Raw genomic sequence first — 15,094 nt, forward strand, 5'->3', positions numbered from 1 at the left:
GAGATCTAGAAAAGGTTACTTCTTAATCTCTTCCTCGGTTGGGTTTGGTTTATCACTTTCTTTGCTGCTTTCTTCTGATAATTTTTTATTATCGTTCAATAAGCTTTTCGGAGTGGTCTTTTCTTTTTTGGCGAGCCGATAGGTCATCGCGTAGTGCCATTTTGATTTATTGTCAGTCAGCAAAGTTTCAAGTGCTTTGGTGTTGACCTGGCTCAACTGTCCCATTTCTTTGGCTGTTTTATTGGATTTCCCAATAATAGTATCCGATTTTAAATCGACCATCACGGTCGCCGCTTCAGTCAATGCCGTCGCATATTCATCCGGAATATTGAGGTCGTATTCAGATATGTTCATTTGTTGACGTAAAATTTGAGACCAGTAGAGTTCTAGAAAAGGGGTCTCATCTTTTGGCTTGGATTTCTTCGTTGGCTTAGGTGTATCGTAGCTAATTCCGTTGAGAAAATAGACTAAAGAAAGGTATTTATCATGTTTCAACTGCTTGGAGCCTAGATATTCAGGCAGTTTTTTGGGTTTGATTTTTTCGCCTTTACTGTCATAGAGCCATACCTCTTTATCATTAAGCATTTCGGGCCAAAAGTCATCACCAGACCCTAGTAGGTTGTATTCTACTTTAAGCATCACAGGTACGCTGGTACCACCATTAGGCATATCCCAAAAAGTTGATAAAATATGGTGGTTGCTTGTTAGATAGAGTACACCTTCTTCTGGGCCAACAACGATGGTTGACAGATCGTCAATGTGCTTGCCGGGTTTATCAATGCATTTATATGACTTTATATCGGTAGGGAGTGAATCTTCAGTCCATTTTTTCACACCTTTCGCACCATTGAGCCGGCAAAGATCATCGTACATATATTTAAGGTTTTCGGCATAACGACCCAGGTTTGAGAATTCTGCGTCATAGGCAAGCATTGACTGGGTGGGGAGGAGTTGATCAAGATTAACCGTGATGACATCGCCATGTTTAAGTTCTGAATAAGTGTTTTTTTCTGCCAATGCAGAGAATGAGATGAATACCGAAGGAATAATGACTGTTAAAAACGGTGCAACAGCCGAGAATAGCTGCGAACTCATCTTGGGCTTGTCACGTGGATTTTGCATTGTCAGACCTATTGAAGAGTATGGATTATTCAATAAAGTCTAGCAAAGCGAATCTTCTTTTGAGTATTAAATCGTGTATGGCGGGCAAAAATATGAGGCACATCAAGTGCCTCTTAACGATGAATTAAATACCCAGTTCATCAAGCAGATCTAAATCTACTTCTTGATTCGCTGCAGATTGTGCTGCGATGTTTTGTTGGCGCTTTGTTGCATTCTCGAAAATTGTGTCCGGATCAACTTCAGTATGTTGTTCAAATTCTTCAAGTTGAATGAATTCAGTTTTATCCATAGCCAGTTCGAGATAGAAAATGTGGTTCTTTTCAGTTGTAAAGCTGACGCGTCGTGCCTGTGGACGATCTAAGTTAGTATCAACGGATAACAGAATTTGCTTATTTAAAGCCAGCATTTTTGGTTGATTTTGAGAGATCGAAATATTCAATTCGCGGCGTATCTTGCTGGTGAAATCACCAACAACCTGGTTCATTAATTCGCCAAGTACATCAGCAACTTCATCAGAAGTATGGTGAATTGCTAACTCTTCTTCTGAGATCCCCATTTTCAACATGTATTCTTGGTAAAGCTCAAGTGCAGCCTGTTGAGAAAAGTTACTTACTACAAGGCCTGTGAAACCACCATCAAATAGTACAAAACAGCCAATATCAGGTTTCAGGCTGGTTTTGTTGATTTTCTGAACCATAGCAGAATAGTTAATTTGGCTATCGGTTGCTTTTGATAAAACATTTGAAAAGGACTGGCAAAGTTTTAGCAGGATATCGTCTGTGGTAATGGTTTTGGTTCGTTTCATTCATTGTCCCGTGTCAGCGTGCAGCTAACTTAAGCGTTGGTGTAAAACTAGCTAGTCATAAAGTTAGAAACAGTTTGTCACTAAACAGCATGAATTGCACCGCTATAAATTGAAGTAGTAGAGATGGCTCACTGATTTGACGCTTGTACCTTACTCTTCAGGAGTTACCTGGTGAGCGTTAGGCAAAGCGTTTTTCTAAATATGTAATGATGTCATTGGATTCATACATCCACTGAACCTCGCCGTTTTCTTCTTCAATACGCAGACAAGGTACTTTACGTTTACCGCCATCATTGAGCAGTTCTTGTTCCCATGGCGAAACCTTTGCGTCGCGAGTTTCTAATGGCAGATTCAGACGTTTCGCTGTTCGACGTACTTTTACGCAAAACGGGCAAGCCGCAAATTGGTATAACTTTAGCTTCGATACGGTCTGGTCAACCGTTTCCTGTTCTTCGCTTTCTCGCTTCATTGCTGATGGAGAAAAAATAAAATTAAGGAGCAAGATCAGGCGTCCTAAGGACCAGCGGATGACTTTCATTGAAGGCTTTTCCTATTAATTGTTGTGTATACCCAAACCACTTCAAGATGCTCGTTTCAGCGAGAATGACAGGGCTGGTAGGCAAGGCGCTGATTTAAAAACATAGTGGCTCTACGTTAAAAAGCAGCAACACAGCATACCAGCCCTGTCAACTCGCCCTTCGGGAGTGATTCAGCAAGCCGATTTCTGCGTCAAATGACGTTGAAATGGGCCACCATTCCTACCGTCATTTTCCTTAAACTAGGCTTGCTGATGTCACTCTGAATCCTGCATCTTGAAGTAGTTTGGGTATATGAGCAAGAAGAGTGTATTACATCTGCTTAAGCTTGATAACAGCAACTTTACAGCGATTTTATTTTTTTTAAAAGATGACATAAAACGGCGTTTAATTGGGTCAGAAGGCGAAATAAGACATTAATCTTATAGGCTAACACTAATGATTTGAGGAATGCTTCAACTGTGTGGCAGGGTACATAAGAACAAACCGCTGGCTGAGATAACGAAAATAGAGATGACATATCGTTAGCAAGTGTTGTCATAGATGTATCAAAGTGGATGAAAAACAACATATTTCATCAGGTATTTATAAAAAATTATAATACGTAGAACAGGAAAAGAAGATCTATGTCACTTATTCAATAATTTTCATACGTAGTGATTATGAATGATGGTTCAATCGATTATTATAAGAGTTTTTACGATATGACATCCAGAGGCGCACTCGGCTAGTGATAATTACTAAGAACATACTCATCTGTGATGACTCAAGATTAGTGCACAAAGCAATTTTACGTTTGTTACCTGAAGACGGCGGACTGAACCTGCATTATGCCGAAGACGGTAAGGCGGGGCTTGAGTGTTTGAGTCAGAATAATATTGATGTGATGTTTTTAGATCTGACGATGCCAGTAATGGACGGGTTTGAAGTATTAAGATCATTGCCTGTACGTGATTATGATACGAAAATTATAATTTTATCCGCCGATGTGCAAAAACAGGCTATTGAACGCTGTATCGAACTTGGCGCTGATCATTTTTTAGCGAAACCTTTTGATCCCGAACAATTCACGACGTTACTTGCAGAGCTCGGTATTAATACCCGTTCGTCGGATCTACCCGTACATTTAGTAGAGCAAAATCTTGATTATATAAGCATCTTTAAAGAAGTTGCTAACGTGGCTTTAGGACGTGGAGCCGCGATCATTTCTGATCATTTCGGGGAATTTATTAAGATGCCATTACCCAATGTTGCCCATATGGGAGCAGGGGAGTTGGCGATGGCCATTACCGATATTAAGAACAATGGTAATTCGATTGCGATTGCACAGCGCTTTGTTGGTGGGGGGATTCACGGTGAAGCACTGGTTTGTTTACGGGGTAAAGACATAGACGTCTTTGGTGAGCGTTTAGGTTTTAGTCAGATGGATGAGCACAAGAGCGAAATTGTAATAGATATAGCAAATTTAATGGTGTCATCGTTTCTTGTTGCACTTTCTGAGCAAATGAGCATCCCCTTTTCAGTTCGTCAACCTATTGTTCTGGAAGAATATATGGTATGGAATAAAACTGATAATGTCACTTCTGATCTCTTCACTGTGGAGTATACGTATCACGCTGAATCGTTAGATCTCGAATGTGATGTGTTGTTTTTAATGGATAGTGGCTCAACACAAGTCATAAGCAAAATTATGGATACACTACATTGAATCAAATCACGTTAGCAGATTTTCACCTTACAATGCAGGTGATGGACAACATCGATGCAGGGGTGGTTATTTTAGACAAAAACTACACTGTATTGGCGTGGAATACGTTTATGCAGGCTTATAGTGGCATATCCTCTGAACGTATTATGGGGCAGAATCTTTTTGATACGGTGAAAGATTTACCTGAAGAGTGGTTGAAAAATAAGATTGAATCCACGTTCAAGCTCAGAATGCGATCATTTACATCTTGGGAAGATCGACCTTCAATTTTTAACTTTTCTAATTTTAGCCCGGTATCTGGTGGCTCTGAGCTCATGTATCAAAACATGACACTTACCCCACTGAAGTCACTGAACGGTGACATGTCCCATATCTGTCTGACGGTTACTGATGTCTCTGATATTGCCAAAAACAAAACCCATCTGCGTGAATCAAACAAACAATTGACCCATTTGAGTATGACCGATCGTCTTACTCAACTGTTTAATCGCGGACACTGGGAAGGCTGCCTTGCAGAGGAATTCGAACGTTGCCGCCAGACCCAGATCCCATCGACTCTGGTAATGTTTGATATTGACCATTTTAAAAAAGTAAATGATACCTACGGTCATATCGCAGGTGATGGTGTTATTCGTATCATATCCAGTATATTAAGAAGAACTAAACGTCAGAGTGATATCTCTGGGCGTTATGGTGGTGAAGAGTTTGGGGTCATCCTGCCTAGCACGACGGCAGATATGGGGCTGTACTTTACCGAACGCCTACGTCGGCGAGTGGAACAAGCCAGTGTCTCTGTTGATGTTAGAAGCATTAATGTAACGATCAGCCTCGGTGTGTGTGAGTGGTATCCTGGCCTGCGTAGTTATGAAGAATGGCTGGAGCAAGCAGATCAGGCGTTATATCAGTCAAAGCAGTCTGGTCGTAATCAAACCTCTCTCTATGAGCAAATTGTCAACCTAGAAAAAGATACTGGCTAATAGTAAATTCCGTGCATTAGGGCATTGTAATTCTAATCATTAGCCTTACAATTGATAAAATTATAAGTACTATGAATGAATCATTATGGTTGTTGAATCTGAAGGTTATCACGCGCTGATTGAATATTTTACCGAGCACCTTTCGCTGTTTGAAAGGGTGAGTTCTGATGTATCTACAGATACCGTTGAAGATGTTGTGACCGATATGATTGCAACGAACTTAATGGCAGTGTTCTCTCAAAATCCTGACTTAGAATCAGATTTTCGCTTTATGCTGATGCGAGAAGCGGACGCGGTGGTTGATGATCTGAGTGAAGTATTAGCCGGCGCATGGCGTCGGTGTCCGACGAACGAACAGATTGCCTTCTTAGAAGACTATATTGGGTTGGTAAAAAATCTGTTTGATAGTGCGATCGGTCTGCACGATTAATAGCCCGATGAATATATCAGTGATAAAGACGGCTTAGGTCGTCTTTTTTATTTTTGTCGTTTGGATACTTTTTGACCGCCTATTCGCGACAAAAACAAGGACTACACGTCTTTCACTGCGGGTGAGGTGAGTTCGAATAAAAATCCCCGAAGCATCAAGTGCGTTCGGGGATTGGTATCTAGCGACGAGTCAAAATTAGAACTCTTTGTAACTACGGTACTTAATACTAAAGAAGATCGTATAGAGCACTGGCACAATGAGCAGAGTCAGTATGGTTGCAACACCTAAACCAAACATGATCACCGCGGCCATCGATTCGAAGAAAGCATCCGTAACCAGTGGCAACATGCCTAAAATCGTCGTGATCGCCGCCATGCAGACAGGACGTACACGACTTACCGTTGATTCAAATACCGCCTGAAACGGTTCTTTGCCACTTGAAATATCAAGATTTATCTGATCGAGCAGGACAATACCATTTTTAAGCAACATACCAGACAGACTTAGCATCGCAAGCAATGCCATAAAACCAAACGGCGTTCCCATCACCAGCAGACCCATAGTGATGCCTATCATGGCTAGCGGTACGCAGCACCAGATAACCAGAGGCTTTCGTATCGAGTTAAACAGGAACACGGTGATCAGGAACATCATCATAAAGCCCATCGGCAATGAAGCAAACAGCGCGGCACTTGCATCACCAGACGACTCATATTCCCCCCCCCAGCTCAGCTCGTAACCAGGTGGAAGTTTTATCGCTTCTACCTGAGGGCGCACCTTCGCAAATAGCTCAGCAGGCAAAATGTCATATTCAAAATCAGCATCGGCAAATACGGTTAAGGTACGTTTCCGATCGCGACGCTGAATAATTTGATCTTCAAATTTAACATCAAAGCCATTTATCACTTGCTGCATCGGTACATAGACCGATAGTGCCGGGCTCCAGATCCGCAGGCTATCGATAGACTCGATATCGACCCGTTCTTCATCTGGCAAACGCGTTACGATAGGCAAGAGTTTAGTGCCTTCACGATATAGCCCGGTTTGTTGCCCCGCAAACGCATGATTCAGGGTATGATCGATATCCGCCTTATCGATACCTAAGCGCCGAGCCTGAGTTTCATTAAACTTAGGTTCAATAAATTTAGCCCTTTCCCGCCAATCGTGACGCACGTTCACCGTGCCCGGGGTGGCATTAAATATCGCCATCACTTCAACGGCAATATCGCGCAGTACATCGGGATCGGCACCTTGGATCCTTGCCTCAATTTTAGCGTCCGTTGCCGGACCTATTTCCAGTCGCTTGAACTTAAACTGGGCTTGCGGGAAGTCAGCCTCGATTTGATGACGATACGCCGACATCACAGGGCCAAGCGTATCAAACTCTGATGTGCGTATTGCTATCTGAGCAAAAGCGGCATAACTTTTCTGTGGCTCATAGGTCAGCATAAACCGCTGAAAACCTTTACCGACACTGGATGAAATAAATTCAACATTATCCAGTTTGCTTGCCGTTTGCTCCATACCCGCAACGGCTTCACGGGTTTCACGAATATCCGTTCCCTCCGGCAGCCAGACATCCACCAGGAAGATTGGTGTCGTTGAAGGCGGGAAGAAAGACTGTTTTACATAACCGAAGCCCAGAATTGAGATGGCAAAAGCTACCACAACAGCAATTACCGATACCCAGCGGAATCTCATGCAGACATCAAGCAAGACTTTATAGCCGACAAAGAAAGCACCTTTATAGGGATCACTTTCTTCGTCACCGCTCTGCGCTTCTCCCTCTTTGCCAAAAAAGAGCTGGGCAAAAAACGGGGTTAAGGTAATTGCGGTTACCCAAGATAAGATCAGGGAAAATAGCAGAACCCAGAACAAAGAGCCGGCAAATTCACCCGTAGAGTCAGGTGAAAGACCAATAGGCGCAAAGGCTGTAATAGCGACAATCGTTGCACCAAACAGCGGCCACATCGTCTGACCAACAATGGCTTTTGCCGCTTCAAGCGTGGATTGACCACGCTGGCGCCCCATCAGGATCCCTTCAACAACCACGATGGCATTATCGACCAGCATCCCCAATGCAATAATGAGTGCACCGAGGGATATACGCTGCAGCTCTATTTCTGCCTGAAGCATCAGGATAAATGTGCCTAAGCAGGTCAAAAAGAGAATTAATCCAATCAGGATACCACTCTTTATTCCCATAAATATCAGCAGCACAACAATAACAATCACGACAGCAGCTAACAGGTTCAAAACAAAATCACGAACCGAGTTATCAACTTCCACCGGCTGGTTATACATAAACTCCATAGTCATACCAGCAGGGCGGGCAAAATCAATATCTGCTAATTTATCGTTAACCGCTTTACCTACCGCGACAACGTTAACACCCTGGGTAAACGAGATGCCGATATTGATAGCCTGGCTCTGGTTAAAAGTAACGAGGTGATCGGGTATTTCCTGAAATCCACGGTGGATAGTTGCGACATCTTTTAGGTAGATAAGCTTATCTTTTGATGTGCCGGGAATGATAAGGTCGCCTAACTCTTCGACAGATTGAAAAGCGCCTGTCGGACGCAGGCTTAAGTTCTCACCGGCAATACGAATATTGCCTGAGTCAACCACCATATTCTGGGAGTTAAGTAGATTGTTAATAAGGGTTGGATCGATTTGGAACGAAGCCAGTTTATTTAAAGATATTTCAATAAATACCTGCTCTTGCTGCTGTCCCGCCAGCGTGACTTTACTGACGCCAGGAACCAGCTCCAATTCACGTTTCACATAATCGACATAATCCAACAGATCTTTGTAGCTGTAATCATCGCCACTGGCCATCAGCATGACGCCATAAACATCACCAAAGTCGTCATTAACCAATGGTGTATAAACCCCAGGCGGCAACTGGCTCGTCATGTCTCCCACTTTACGTCGCAGCTCATCCCAGATTTGAGGTAACTCATCCGGACCATAAGTGTTTTTCATGGTCACAGTGATTTGAGACATGCCGGGTGTGCTAATGGAGACAATATCATCCACATAAGACAGAGCCTGAATCGCCTTCTCAATAGGGTAGGTGACCTCTTCCTCGACTTCTGTAGCGGTAGCCCCTGGATAAATCGTCACGACAACGGCATCTTTAATGGTAAAAGGCGGATCTTCCAGCTGGCCCAAACCTAAAAATGACATTCCCCCGCCAATCAGCAGGATCAGAGTAAACATCCAGCTTATGATGCTGTTTTTTACAAAATAACTTGCAATATTCATCGGTTATCCTTCTATCCGTTCGACTTTCTGGCCTTCGGTCAAACGTGAAGCTCCGTCAGATATGATCACTTCTCCGTCCTGCAAACCTGCTGTAATTTCTATCATATCGCCCACAAGGGTACCTAAACGGACCTCTCGGCGAGTTACTGTCTGGCTATCACTTTGATATACCCAGACATTGGCAATTTGCTTATCTAGCGACAGTCCATCTTGCATCAGTACCGCATTAACAGGTACCAGGTACTCGCGACTGTAGGTGTAAGTCACATCCCCCAAATCAACATTTACTCTGGCTGGCATACCTTCAAGCACCTTGTGCTCAGGGTCAAAATCAACTGCCAAAGTGGCGATATAGCTGTGAGTCACGGGATCCTTGGTCATATTCAATTCCAAAGGTCTACCTTCAAACGTGATATCGGGATAGGCTTCAAACGTCACATCAAAAAAACGCCTTCCTTGTCTTTTCTCCTCCCGTATCGCGACGGCAAGGATCATATCGGGTACTTGTACATCCACTTCGATCAAGTCAATTTTGTGCATGCTCAAAACAGAAACACCCGGCTGGATATTTTCAAAAGCATCGAGGAACACATCGCCAACAATACCGTCAAAGGGCGCCCTTAACTCGGTATACTCCAGCGCAAGTTCAGCCATTCGGAACTCAGCCTTAGCCACCAAATACTCAGCACGCATCTTGTCGTATTCAGACTGAGGCATCAGTTTTTGCTTCAGCAACGACTTGCCACGCCGGTACTGGTTATAGGTCTGCTCCTTTCTGGCACGGCGATCATTGAGCGCAATTTCATAGTCACTCTTATCTAAAACCGCTAACAAGTCGCCTTTTTTAACAAGCGCCCCTTTAGAGACAGGGATCTCCGCAATTTTTCCGTCAACACGAAAAGAGAGCTCCGCCAGATCATGCGCTTTCGCGACACCATTAAATACGCGCCCTACCTCGTTCTTAGGTTCCGGAAGCTGGAATACCTCAACGCGAGCAATTTTTGTTTCAAATTCAACTTCATCACTGCACCCCAGCAGGGCGGTGCAACTCAATAACGTTATCGCTAAAAATTTCATCTTCATGGCTACAGCCCCCGCTCTTTAACCCAACGCACAGCGGTTTGGCCATCTTCCAATTCAGCTGCACCGGTCGTCACTAGCCAGTCACCATCTTGTAAGCCTTCGACTAATCGACCGTCAGCAAGCTCTACCGTTACTTTTTCCAGTTTGCTGCTATCAGGTAACCAACGAAAAACAAAATTCTGACCATTGTCCTGGACTAAAGCGCCCGCAGGGATTTCAGGTGACTTACTATTGGCTGGAGCAGGTATCAGTATTTTCACTTTTGCATTCATACCAGACAAAACATTTACCTGCTCAGGAACCGGCAAAGTGACAACAACGGTATAGCTTGCTGTTGATGGATCCGCGACTGTGCTCAGTTCTTTAAGGTGAGCTTCAAACCACTGATCTTTTCCCTCAAAATTAATCTCAGCTTTGGGTGTGCCTTCTCCTTGCTTTTGTACACGTTGCAACGCACCTATATATTGCTCAGCCAACTGAAAGCTGACATCAATGGAGGATTCCGTTTGAATTCCCAATACCTGCTGCTTTTCGCTGACAAACTCAAACTCTTCAGAGTAACGAGCCGAGATAGCACCGTCATAAGGTGCCAGCAACTTGGTGTAGTCGCGATCGTTACTCGTCTTATCTAACGCAGATCGAGCGGTAGCGAGTAGGCTCTTAGACTTATCAAAATCATTTCGGGAGATAAAACCTTTACCCACCAGCTGCTTAGCTCTTTTATAAAGAACTCGAGCTAATTCATATTGTGCTTTTGCAACCTGATATGCCTGCTCGTACATAGCAGGATCTAAAGTTGCCAACAGATCACCTGCCTTAACTTCAGCCCCGGGTCGAACCAATATTTCGTTCACTTCACCCGCAACGCGAAAAGAAAGTATCGCTTGATCTGACGCCTGTATCTCTCCCGGTAATATTCGCTCTTTTTGACTATCACCAATTTGGATCTGCATCAGCTTCACCGGCCTTGGGTAATCAGGCTTGCTCTCGACCTCTTTTTCACTCCCGCAGGCAGTAAGAAAAAGCAGTCCGGCTGTCAGCAAGCAAGCCCTGATATAACGCGATTTCATATTTAAAATATACCTTTTAGCGATTGTGACAATATTGTAGTGGACAACTGATTCTTCTGTGTCGAGTTAGTCCTAAATGACTACGTAACAAATGATTTTTATGAGATGGGCATATGCCACACCAACTCTGTATAGTTACGTTGTCCGCTTCCATACAGACATTTCCCTTTCACACACTATCAACTTTATACCAGTTGCATATAAAGTGCTTTGTTATTTATATCCAATACAAAAAAAAGCTGAGCAAATTGCTCAGCTAAGGAAGGATTTCAAAATAATAACAAACATAAACAATTAGCAGTGGTTCAGCGTTAATCCATTGATCAAAAGCATAACTCTAATACATTGAATCGATGCTGAATGCTAAGTGATATGCCATAAAACACGTATTATCTTGTTGCTGATTGTAAAAAAGATAGCAACGACGTTCGACAAGTCTCAGATCGCGTTTGAATCGACACACATTATTTTCCCGCAGAATGCGACTTTTGATTGCAACAAAATCACGCGCCAGTAAAATGCTGGCGTTTTGTTATTAGATAATGAGCCGCTATGCGCATTCACGCTGTACATGATTTATATGAAGAACGACTTGCTCGTTCAACCCGACCATTTCGAGCGCGAGGCTGCAAAGTAGAGCGTTGTCGTCATTGTATGTTACGTACCCATCTCTGCATCTGTAGTGAAAAACCAGCAGTTAACTCTGATGCTGCTTTTTTGTTGGTGATGTTTGATGATGAGATTCTAAAACCGAGTAATACGGGACGACTCATTGCAGATCTGTTTGAAGACACGTTTGCTTATATCTGGTCTCGTACCGAGCCCAATCAGGCAATGCTGGAGCTGCTCAATGATCCGCAGTGGCAGCCTTATGTGGTTTTTCCCGCCGAATATGCCGCACCTGAGCGAATAGCGACTCACGTTGAGCTGGACGAGGGCAAACGTCCGCTATTTATCATGCTCGATGGCAGCTGGGCAGAAGCAAAGAAAATGTTTCGTAAAAGTCCGTATCTGGATCGATTTCCGGTGCTGTCGATTAGCCCGGAAAAGCCTTCGCGCTACAAAGTAAGGGAAGCGTCAAAAGAGAATCAGCTTGGTACCGCCGAGGTTGCAGCTCGTATTATTGATTTGTTTGGTGAAAGCGATAATGCAGAAATTCTTGATCTTTGGTTTGATGTGTTCCGTGAAAACTATATGACCGGAAAAATGAACCGTCTGTTACCTGCTGATTCAGCAATTAACATACTGAAAGATAAATTGGCAACAAATCTCGAATCCACGGCGGCCTGAACCGAATTCTGCATTGAAGTTACTGGATATAACCACAAAGAAATGGATTTCTTTGGTAAAAATACAAGCTGAAAATGAGTGCAATACGGCATGAAATGCAACACTTTGCTGTTTCTTTCAGCAAACGCGAGCGGCTACCGTAAAATCGCACACTAAATTAGCCATTGGTCACAGTCTGTAGGTGTAGAAGTGTGGATAATTTTTTCAGTTTTGTTGGCTAAAAACTTTCTGCTATTTCGCTCAATAACAATTTTTGTTCTTGAACGAAATAGTTGCAGTGAACAGCGACGATCAAGTTTTGAATGAAAGGTTTTATTTTAAATTTAGGGAGTGAAAGATGTACTACGGCTTTGATGTAGGCGGAACCAAGATTGAATTTGGTGCATTTAATGAAAAACTTGAGCGTGTAGCAACAGAGCGTGTAGCAACACCTGGTGATAATTACGATAAACTGGTTGATACTATTGTTGATATCATCCAAAAAGCCGATCAGAAATTTGGCTGCGAAGGGTTTGTCGGTATCGGTATTCCTGGAATAGAAGATGCCCGTGATGGTTCGGTATTAACCACCAACATTCCTGCTGCAAAAGGGCGCTTCCTACGTAAAGATCTAGAAGAAAAGCTAGGTCGCAGCGTGGCTATCGATAACGATGCAAATTGTTTTGCGCTGTCTGAAGCATGGGACGAATCGCTGCAAGGTGAAAAATCAGTATTAGGTTTGATCCTGGGTACGGGTTTTGGTGGCGGCTTAGTGTTTGATGGCAAAGTGTTTTCGGGCATGAACCACGTTGCCGGTGAACTGGGCCATACGCGTATGCCTATCGATGCATGGTTCCACTTAGGTGAAAAGGCCCCGCTATTTAGCTGTGGCTGTGACAATAAAGGTTGTATCGATAACTACTTGTCTGGTCGTGGTTTTGAGCAGCTTTATGCTCACTATTATGGTGAAAAGCTGAAAGCGATTGAGATCATCAAGCTTCATGCTGAAGGTGAAGAAAAAGCCGTCGAGCATGTTGAACGCTTTATGGAATTGCTGGCAATTTGTTTTGCCAATCTGTTTACCGGTTTAGACCCGCACGTTGTTGTATTAGGTGGCGGTTTATCCAACTTTGAGCTTATTTACGAAGAGCTACCTAAGCGTATACCTAAACATCTACTCTCTGTTTCGCGTGTACCGAAGATTGTTAAAGCAAAACACGGTGATGCGGGCGGTGTTCGCGGAGCAGCTTTCCTGAATATTCAGAAGTAACCAATACCAATTGGTATAATCACTGCTTCACCGATAAAAAGCACCGGAACGGTGCTTTTTTTGTATCTGAAGATTTCATCACATTCATTAAATGTGATTGGTCAAAACATATCTGCTAGAATTCGCGCTCTTTACCGTTTCATTTGTAGGAAAAAATAATGTCATTCCAAGCATTAGGCCTGAATAGCCAGTTAGTCGATGCCGTCACTGAGCTAGGTTTTAATACGCCAACGCCCGTTCAGCAACAAGCCATACCACAAGTGTTGGAAGGGCATGACATTATGGCCGGTGCACAAACAGGAACCGGTAAAACGGCTGCATTTGCTTTACCCATGCTGCATCGTTTGCTGGCAACTAATGATACAGAAAAAAAAGCCAATGCCATTCGAGCCTTAGTTCTAACGCCAACCCGTGAATTAGCACAGCAAGTATACGATAGCGTAGTTTCTTATAGTAAAAATGTACCGGTAAACGTGGCAGTTGCTTACGGTGGTACCAGCATGGGTGTTCAGGTTAAGGCGCTGAAAGCGGGTGTTGATATTCTGATTGCTACCCCGGGTCGTTTATTGGATCACGCTTTTGTCGGCACGGTTGATCTGTCCCGTGTTGAGTGTTTAGTACTTGATGAAGCCGATCGTATGTTAGACATGGGTTTTCTCGTAGACATAAAACGTATTATGAAGCGAATGCCTGCGCAGCGTCAGACTCTGTTTTTCTCTGCGACTTTCTCAAAACAAGTTAAGACGCTTGCATACACGATCCTTAACGAGCCTAAATTGATTGAAGTAACGCCGGCTAACAGTGCTGCAGATAGTGTTGAGCAAATAGTGTACCCGGTCGATAAACATCGCAAGCGTGAATTACTGTCACACTTGATCGGAGCCAGAAACTGGCATCAGGTACTGATTTTCACCAAAACAAAGCAAGGTTCAGATACGCTGGCGAAAGAGCTCTCTTTAGATGGAATTAAAGCGGTTTCAATTAACGGCGATAAGAGTCAGGGCGCCAGACAGCGTGCGTTGTCAGAATTCAAAGATGGAAAGGTCAGAGCGTTAGTTGCAACAGATGTTGCAGCTCGAGGGCTTGATATTGAACAGCTTGGCTTTGTGGTCAATTATGATATGCCTTTTAAAGCTGAGGACTATGTCCATCGTATCGGTCGAACGGGCCGTGCAGGCTTGACGGGGCGTGCTATTTCATTAATGAGCCATGATGAAGAGTGGGCACTGCGAGCGATTGAAGAACTACTCGATAACCGATTACCTCAGGAATGGTTAGAAGGTTACGAACCGGATCCAACGCAGGCACCAACGGATAATCGTCGTAGCTCAATATTAGAGAAGCGCAGGGCCAAAGCAAAAAGTAAAATCCATAAGAATCGTGGTCGCCGGTTGCGCTAATTGTTGGCTATTTTCAATCTAACTTCGTTGTCAGATATTAAGTAGGCTAACTACATGGCAGATTTTCCGCCTTGTTAGCTGAAAAAGCACTCATCAGCAGTAATTATGTTGATAGATAAACGGACCCTAGTTTAGCTAGGGTTTACTGAAAGTTATT

12 protein-coding genes are annotated in these 15,094 nt (G+C 43.5%); 6 read left to right on the forward strand and 6 right to left on the reverse strand.

The features are described from left to right. Window positions 1-15 precede the first annotated feature (15 nt). From L4D76_RS12215 to L4D76_RS12225, 3 genes are all read right to left on the reverse strand, one after another. Window positions 16-1,122, reverse strand: a complete 1,107-nt coding sequence (locus L4D76_RS12215) for a ParB/Srx family N-terminal domain-containing protein (protein WP_428441172.1) — start codon at window positions 1,120-1,122, stop codon at window positions 16-18. A gap of 124 nt (window positions 1,123-1,246) precedes the next feature. Beyond that, window positions 1,247-1,927, reverse strand: coding sequence for a DUF3334 family protein (locus L4D76_RS12220; RefSeq protein ID WP_428441173.1), 681 nt, complete (start codon window positions 1,925-1,927; stop codon window positions 1,247-1,249). Between the two features lie 178 nt (window positions 1,928-2,105). Then, window positions 2,106-2,465, reverse strand: a complete 360-nt coding sequence (locus L4D76_RS12225) for a glutathione S-transferase N-terminal domain-containing protein (RefSeq protein ID WP_428441174.1) — start codon at window positions 2,463-2,465, stop codon at window positions 2,106-2,108. Window positions 2,466-3,199: 734 nt separating this feature from the next. Between L4D76_RS12225 and L4D76_RS12230 the strand changes: the two genes are divergently transcribed. The 3 genes from L4D76_RS12230 to L4D76_RS12240 all read left to right on the forward strand — a co-directional run bounded on the left by L4D76_RS12230 (window position 3,200) and on the right by L4D76_RS12240 (window position 5,578). Then, entirely contained in the window at window positions 3,200-4,171 is a 972-nt protein-coding gene (locus tag L4D76_RS12230) for a response regulator (RefSeq protein ID WP_428441268.1), read from the forward strand. Further along, on the forward strand, window positions 4,168-5,148 hold the full coding sequence (locus L4D76_RS12235; RefSeq protein ID WP_428441175.1) for a GGDEF domain-containing protein: 981 nt from the start codon (window positions 4,168-4,170) through the stop codon (window positions 5,146-5,148). The genes L4D76_RS12230 and L4D76_RS12235 overlap by 4 nt, the downstream gene beginning before the upstream one ends. Window positions 5,149-5,233: 85 nt before the next feature. Beyond that, window positions 5,234-5,578: a DUF3802 family protein gene (locus L4D76_RS12240; RefSeq protein ID WP_428441176.1), complete on the forward strand. Its 345-nt coding sequence runs from the start codon at window positions 5,234-5,236 to the stop codon at window positions 5,576-5,578. Window positions 5,579-5,773: 195 nt separating this feature from the next. Here the strand turns inward: L4D76_RS12240 and L4D76_RS12245 are convergent, their stop codons facing one another. Genes L4D76_RS12245 through L4D76_RS12255 form a run of 3 tightly spaced genes read right to left on the reverse strand, consistent with a single transcriptional unit; the run spans window position 5,774 to window position 10,998 of the window. Then, window positions 5,774-8,845: an efflux RND transporter permease subunit gene (locus tag L4D76_RS12245; RefSeq protein WP_428441177.1), complete on the reverse strand. Its 3,072-nt coding sequence runs from the start codon at window positions 8,843-8,845 to the stop codon at window positions 5,774-5,776. Between the two features lie 3 nt (window positions 8,846-8,848). Further along, the gene (locus L4D76_RS12250) at window positions 8,849-9,928 is read right to left on the reverse strand and encodes an efflux RND transporter periplasmic adaptor subunit (RefSeq protein WP_428441178.1); all 1,080 of its coding nucleotides are present in this window, start codon (window positions 9,926-9,928) and stop codon (window positions 8,849-8,851) included. Between the two features lie 2 nt (window positions 9,929-9,930). Further along, window positions 9,931-10,998 (reverse strand): efflux RND transporter periplasmic adaptor subunit, encoded by a 1,068-nt coding sequence (locus tag L4D76_RS12255; RefSeq protein WP_428441179.1) that lies wholly within the window; start codon window positions 10,996-10,998, stop codon window positions 9,931-9,933. Window positions 10,999-11,550: 552 nt separating this feature from the next. Here L4D76_RS12255 and L4D76_RS12260 point away from each other — a divergent pair. The 3 genes from L4D76_RS12260 to L4D76_RS12270 all read left to right on the forward strand — a co-directional run bounded on the left by L4D76_RS12260 (window position 11,551) and on the right by L4D76_RS12270 (window position 14,937). Beyond that, window positions 11,551-12,288 carry a tRNA-uridine aminocarboxypropyltransferase gene (locus L4D76_RS12260; protein ID WP_428441180.1) on the forward strand — a complete coding sequence of 246 codons (738 nt, stop codon included), beginning with the start codon at window positions 11,551-11,553 and terminating at the stop codon, window positions 12,286-12,288. A 337-nt stretch (window positions 12,289-12,625) separates the two neighbouring features. Continuing rightward, window positions 12,626-13,537 carry an N-acetylglucosamine kinase gene (gene nagK / locus L4D76_RS12265; protein ID WP_428441181.1) on the forward strand — a complete coding sequence of 304 codons (912 nt, stop codon included), beginning with the start codon at window positions 12,626-12,628 and terminating at the stop codon, window positions 13,535-13,537. A 158-nt stretch (window positions 13,538-13,695) separates the two neighbouring features. Continuing rightward, window positions 13,696-14,937: a DEAD/DEAH box helicase gene (locus L4D76_RS12270; protein ID WP_428441182.1), complete on the forward strand. Its 1,242-nt coding sequence runs from the start codon at window positions 13,696-13,698 to the stop codon at window positions 14,935-14,937. The last annotated feature ends 157 nt before the right edge of the window (window positions 14,938-15,094 follow it).

It is taken from the genome of Photobacterium sagamiensis (assembly GCF_050337085.1).
GTDB lineage: Bacteria > Pseudomonadota > Gammaproteobacteria > Enterobacterales > Vibrionaceae > Photobacterium > Photobacterium sagamiensis.

Coding starts and splice junctions, on each gene's coding strand:
- L4D76_RS12255 (WP_428441179.1), bottom strand. CDS start 10,998: ATGAAATCGCGTTATATCAGGGCTTGCTTGCTGACAGCCGGACTGCTT.
- L4D76_RS12250 (WP_428441178.1), bottom strand. CDS start 9,928: ATGAAGATGAAATTTTTAGCGATAACGTTATTGAGTTGCACCGCCCTG.
- L4D76_RS12240 (WP_428441176.1), top strand. CDS start 5,234: ATGGTTGTTGAATCTGAAGGTTATCACGCGCTGATTGAATATTTTACC.
- L4D76_RS12220 (WP_428441173.1), bottom strand. CDS start 1,927: ATGAAACGAACCAAAACCATTACCACAGACGATATCCTGCTAAAACTT.
- nagK (WP_428441181.1), top strand. CDS start 12,626: ATGTACTACGGCTTTGATGTAGGCGGAACCAAGATTGAATTTGGTGCA.
- L4D76_RS12225 (WP_428441174.1), bottom strand. CDS start 2,465: ATGAAAGTCATCCGCTGGTCCTTAGGACGCCTGATCTTGCTCCTTAAT.
- L4D76_RS12270 (WP_428441182.1), top strand. CDS start 13,696: ATGTCATTCCAAGCATTAGGCCTGAATAGCCAGTTAGTCGATGCCGTC.
- L4D76_RS12245 (WP_428441177.1), bottom strand. CDS start 8,845: ATGAATATTGCAAGTTATTTTGTAAAAAACAGCATCATAAGCTGGATG.
- L4D76_RS12215 (WP_428441172.1), bottom strand. CDS start 1,122: ATGCAAAATCCACGTGACAAGCCCAAGATGAGTTCGCAGCTATTCTCG.
- L4D76_RS12260 (WP_428441180.1), top strand. CDS start 11,551: ATGCGCATTCACGCTGTACATGATTTATATGAAGAACGACTTGCTCGT.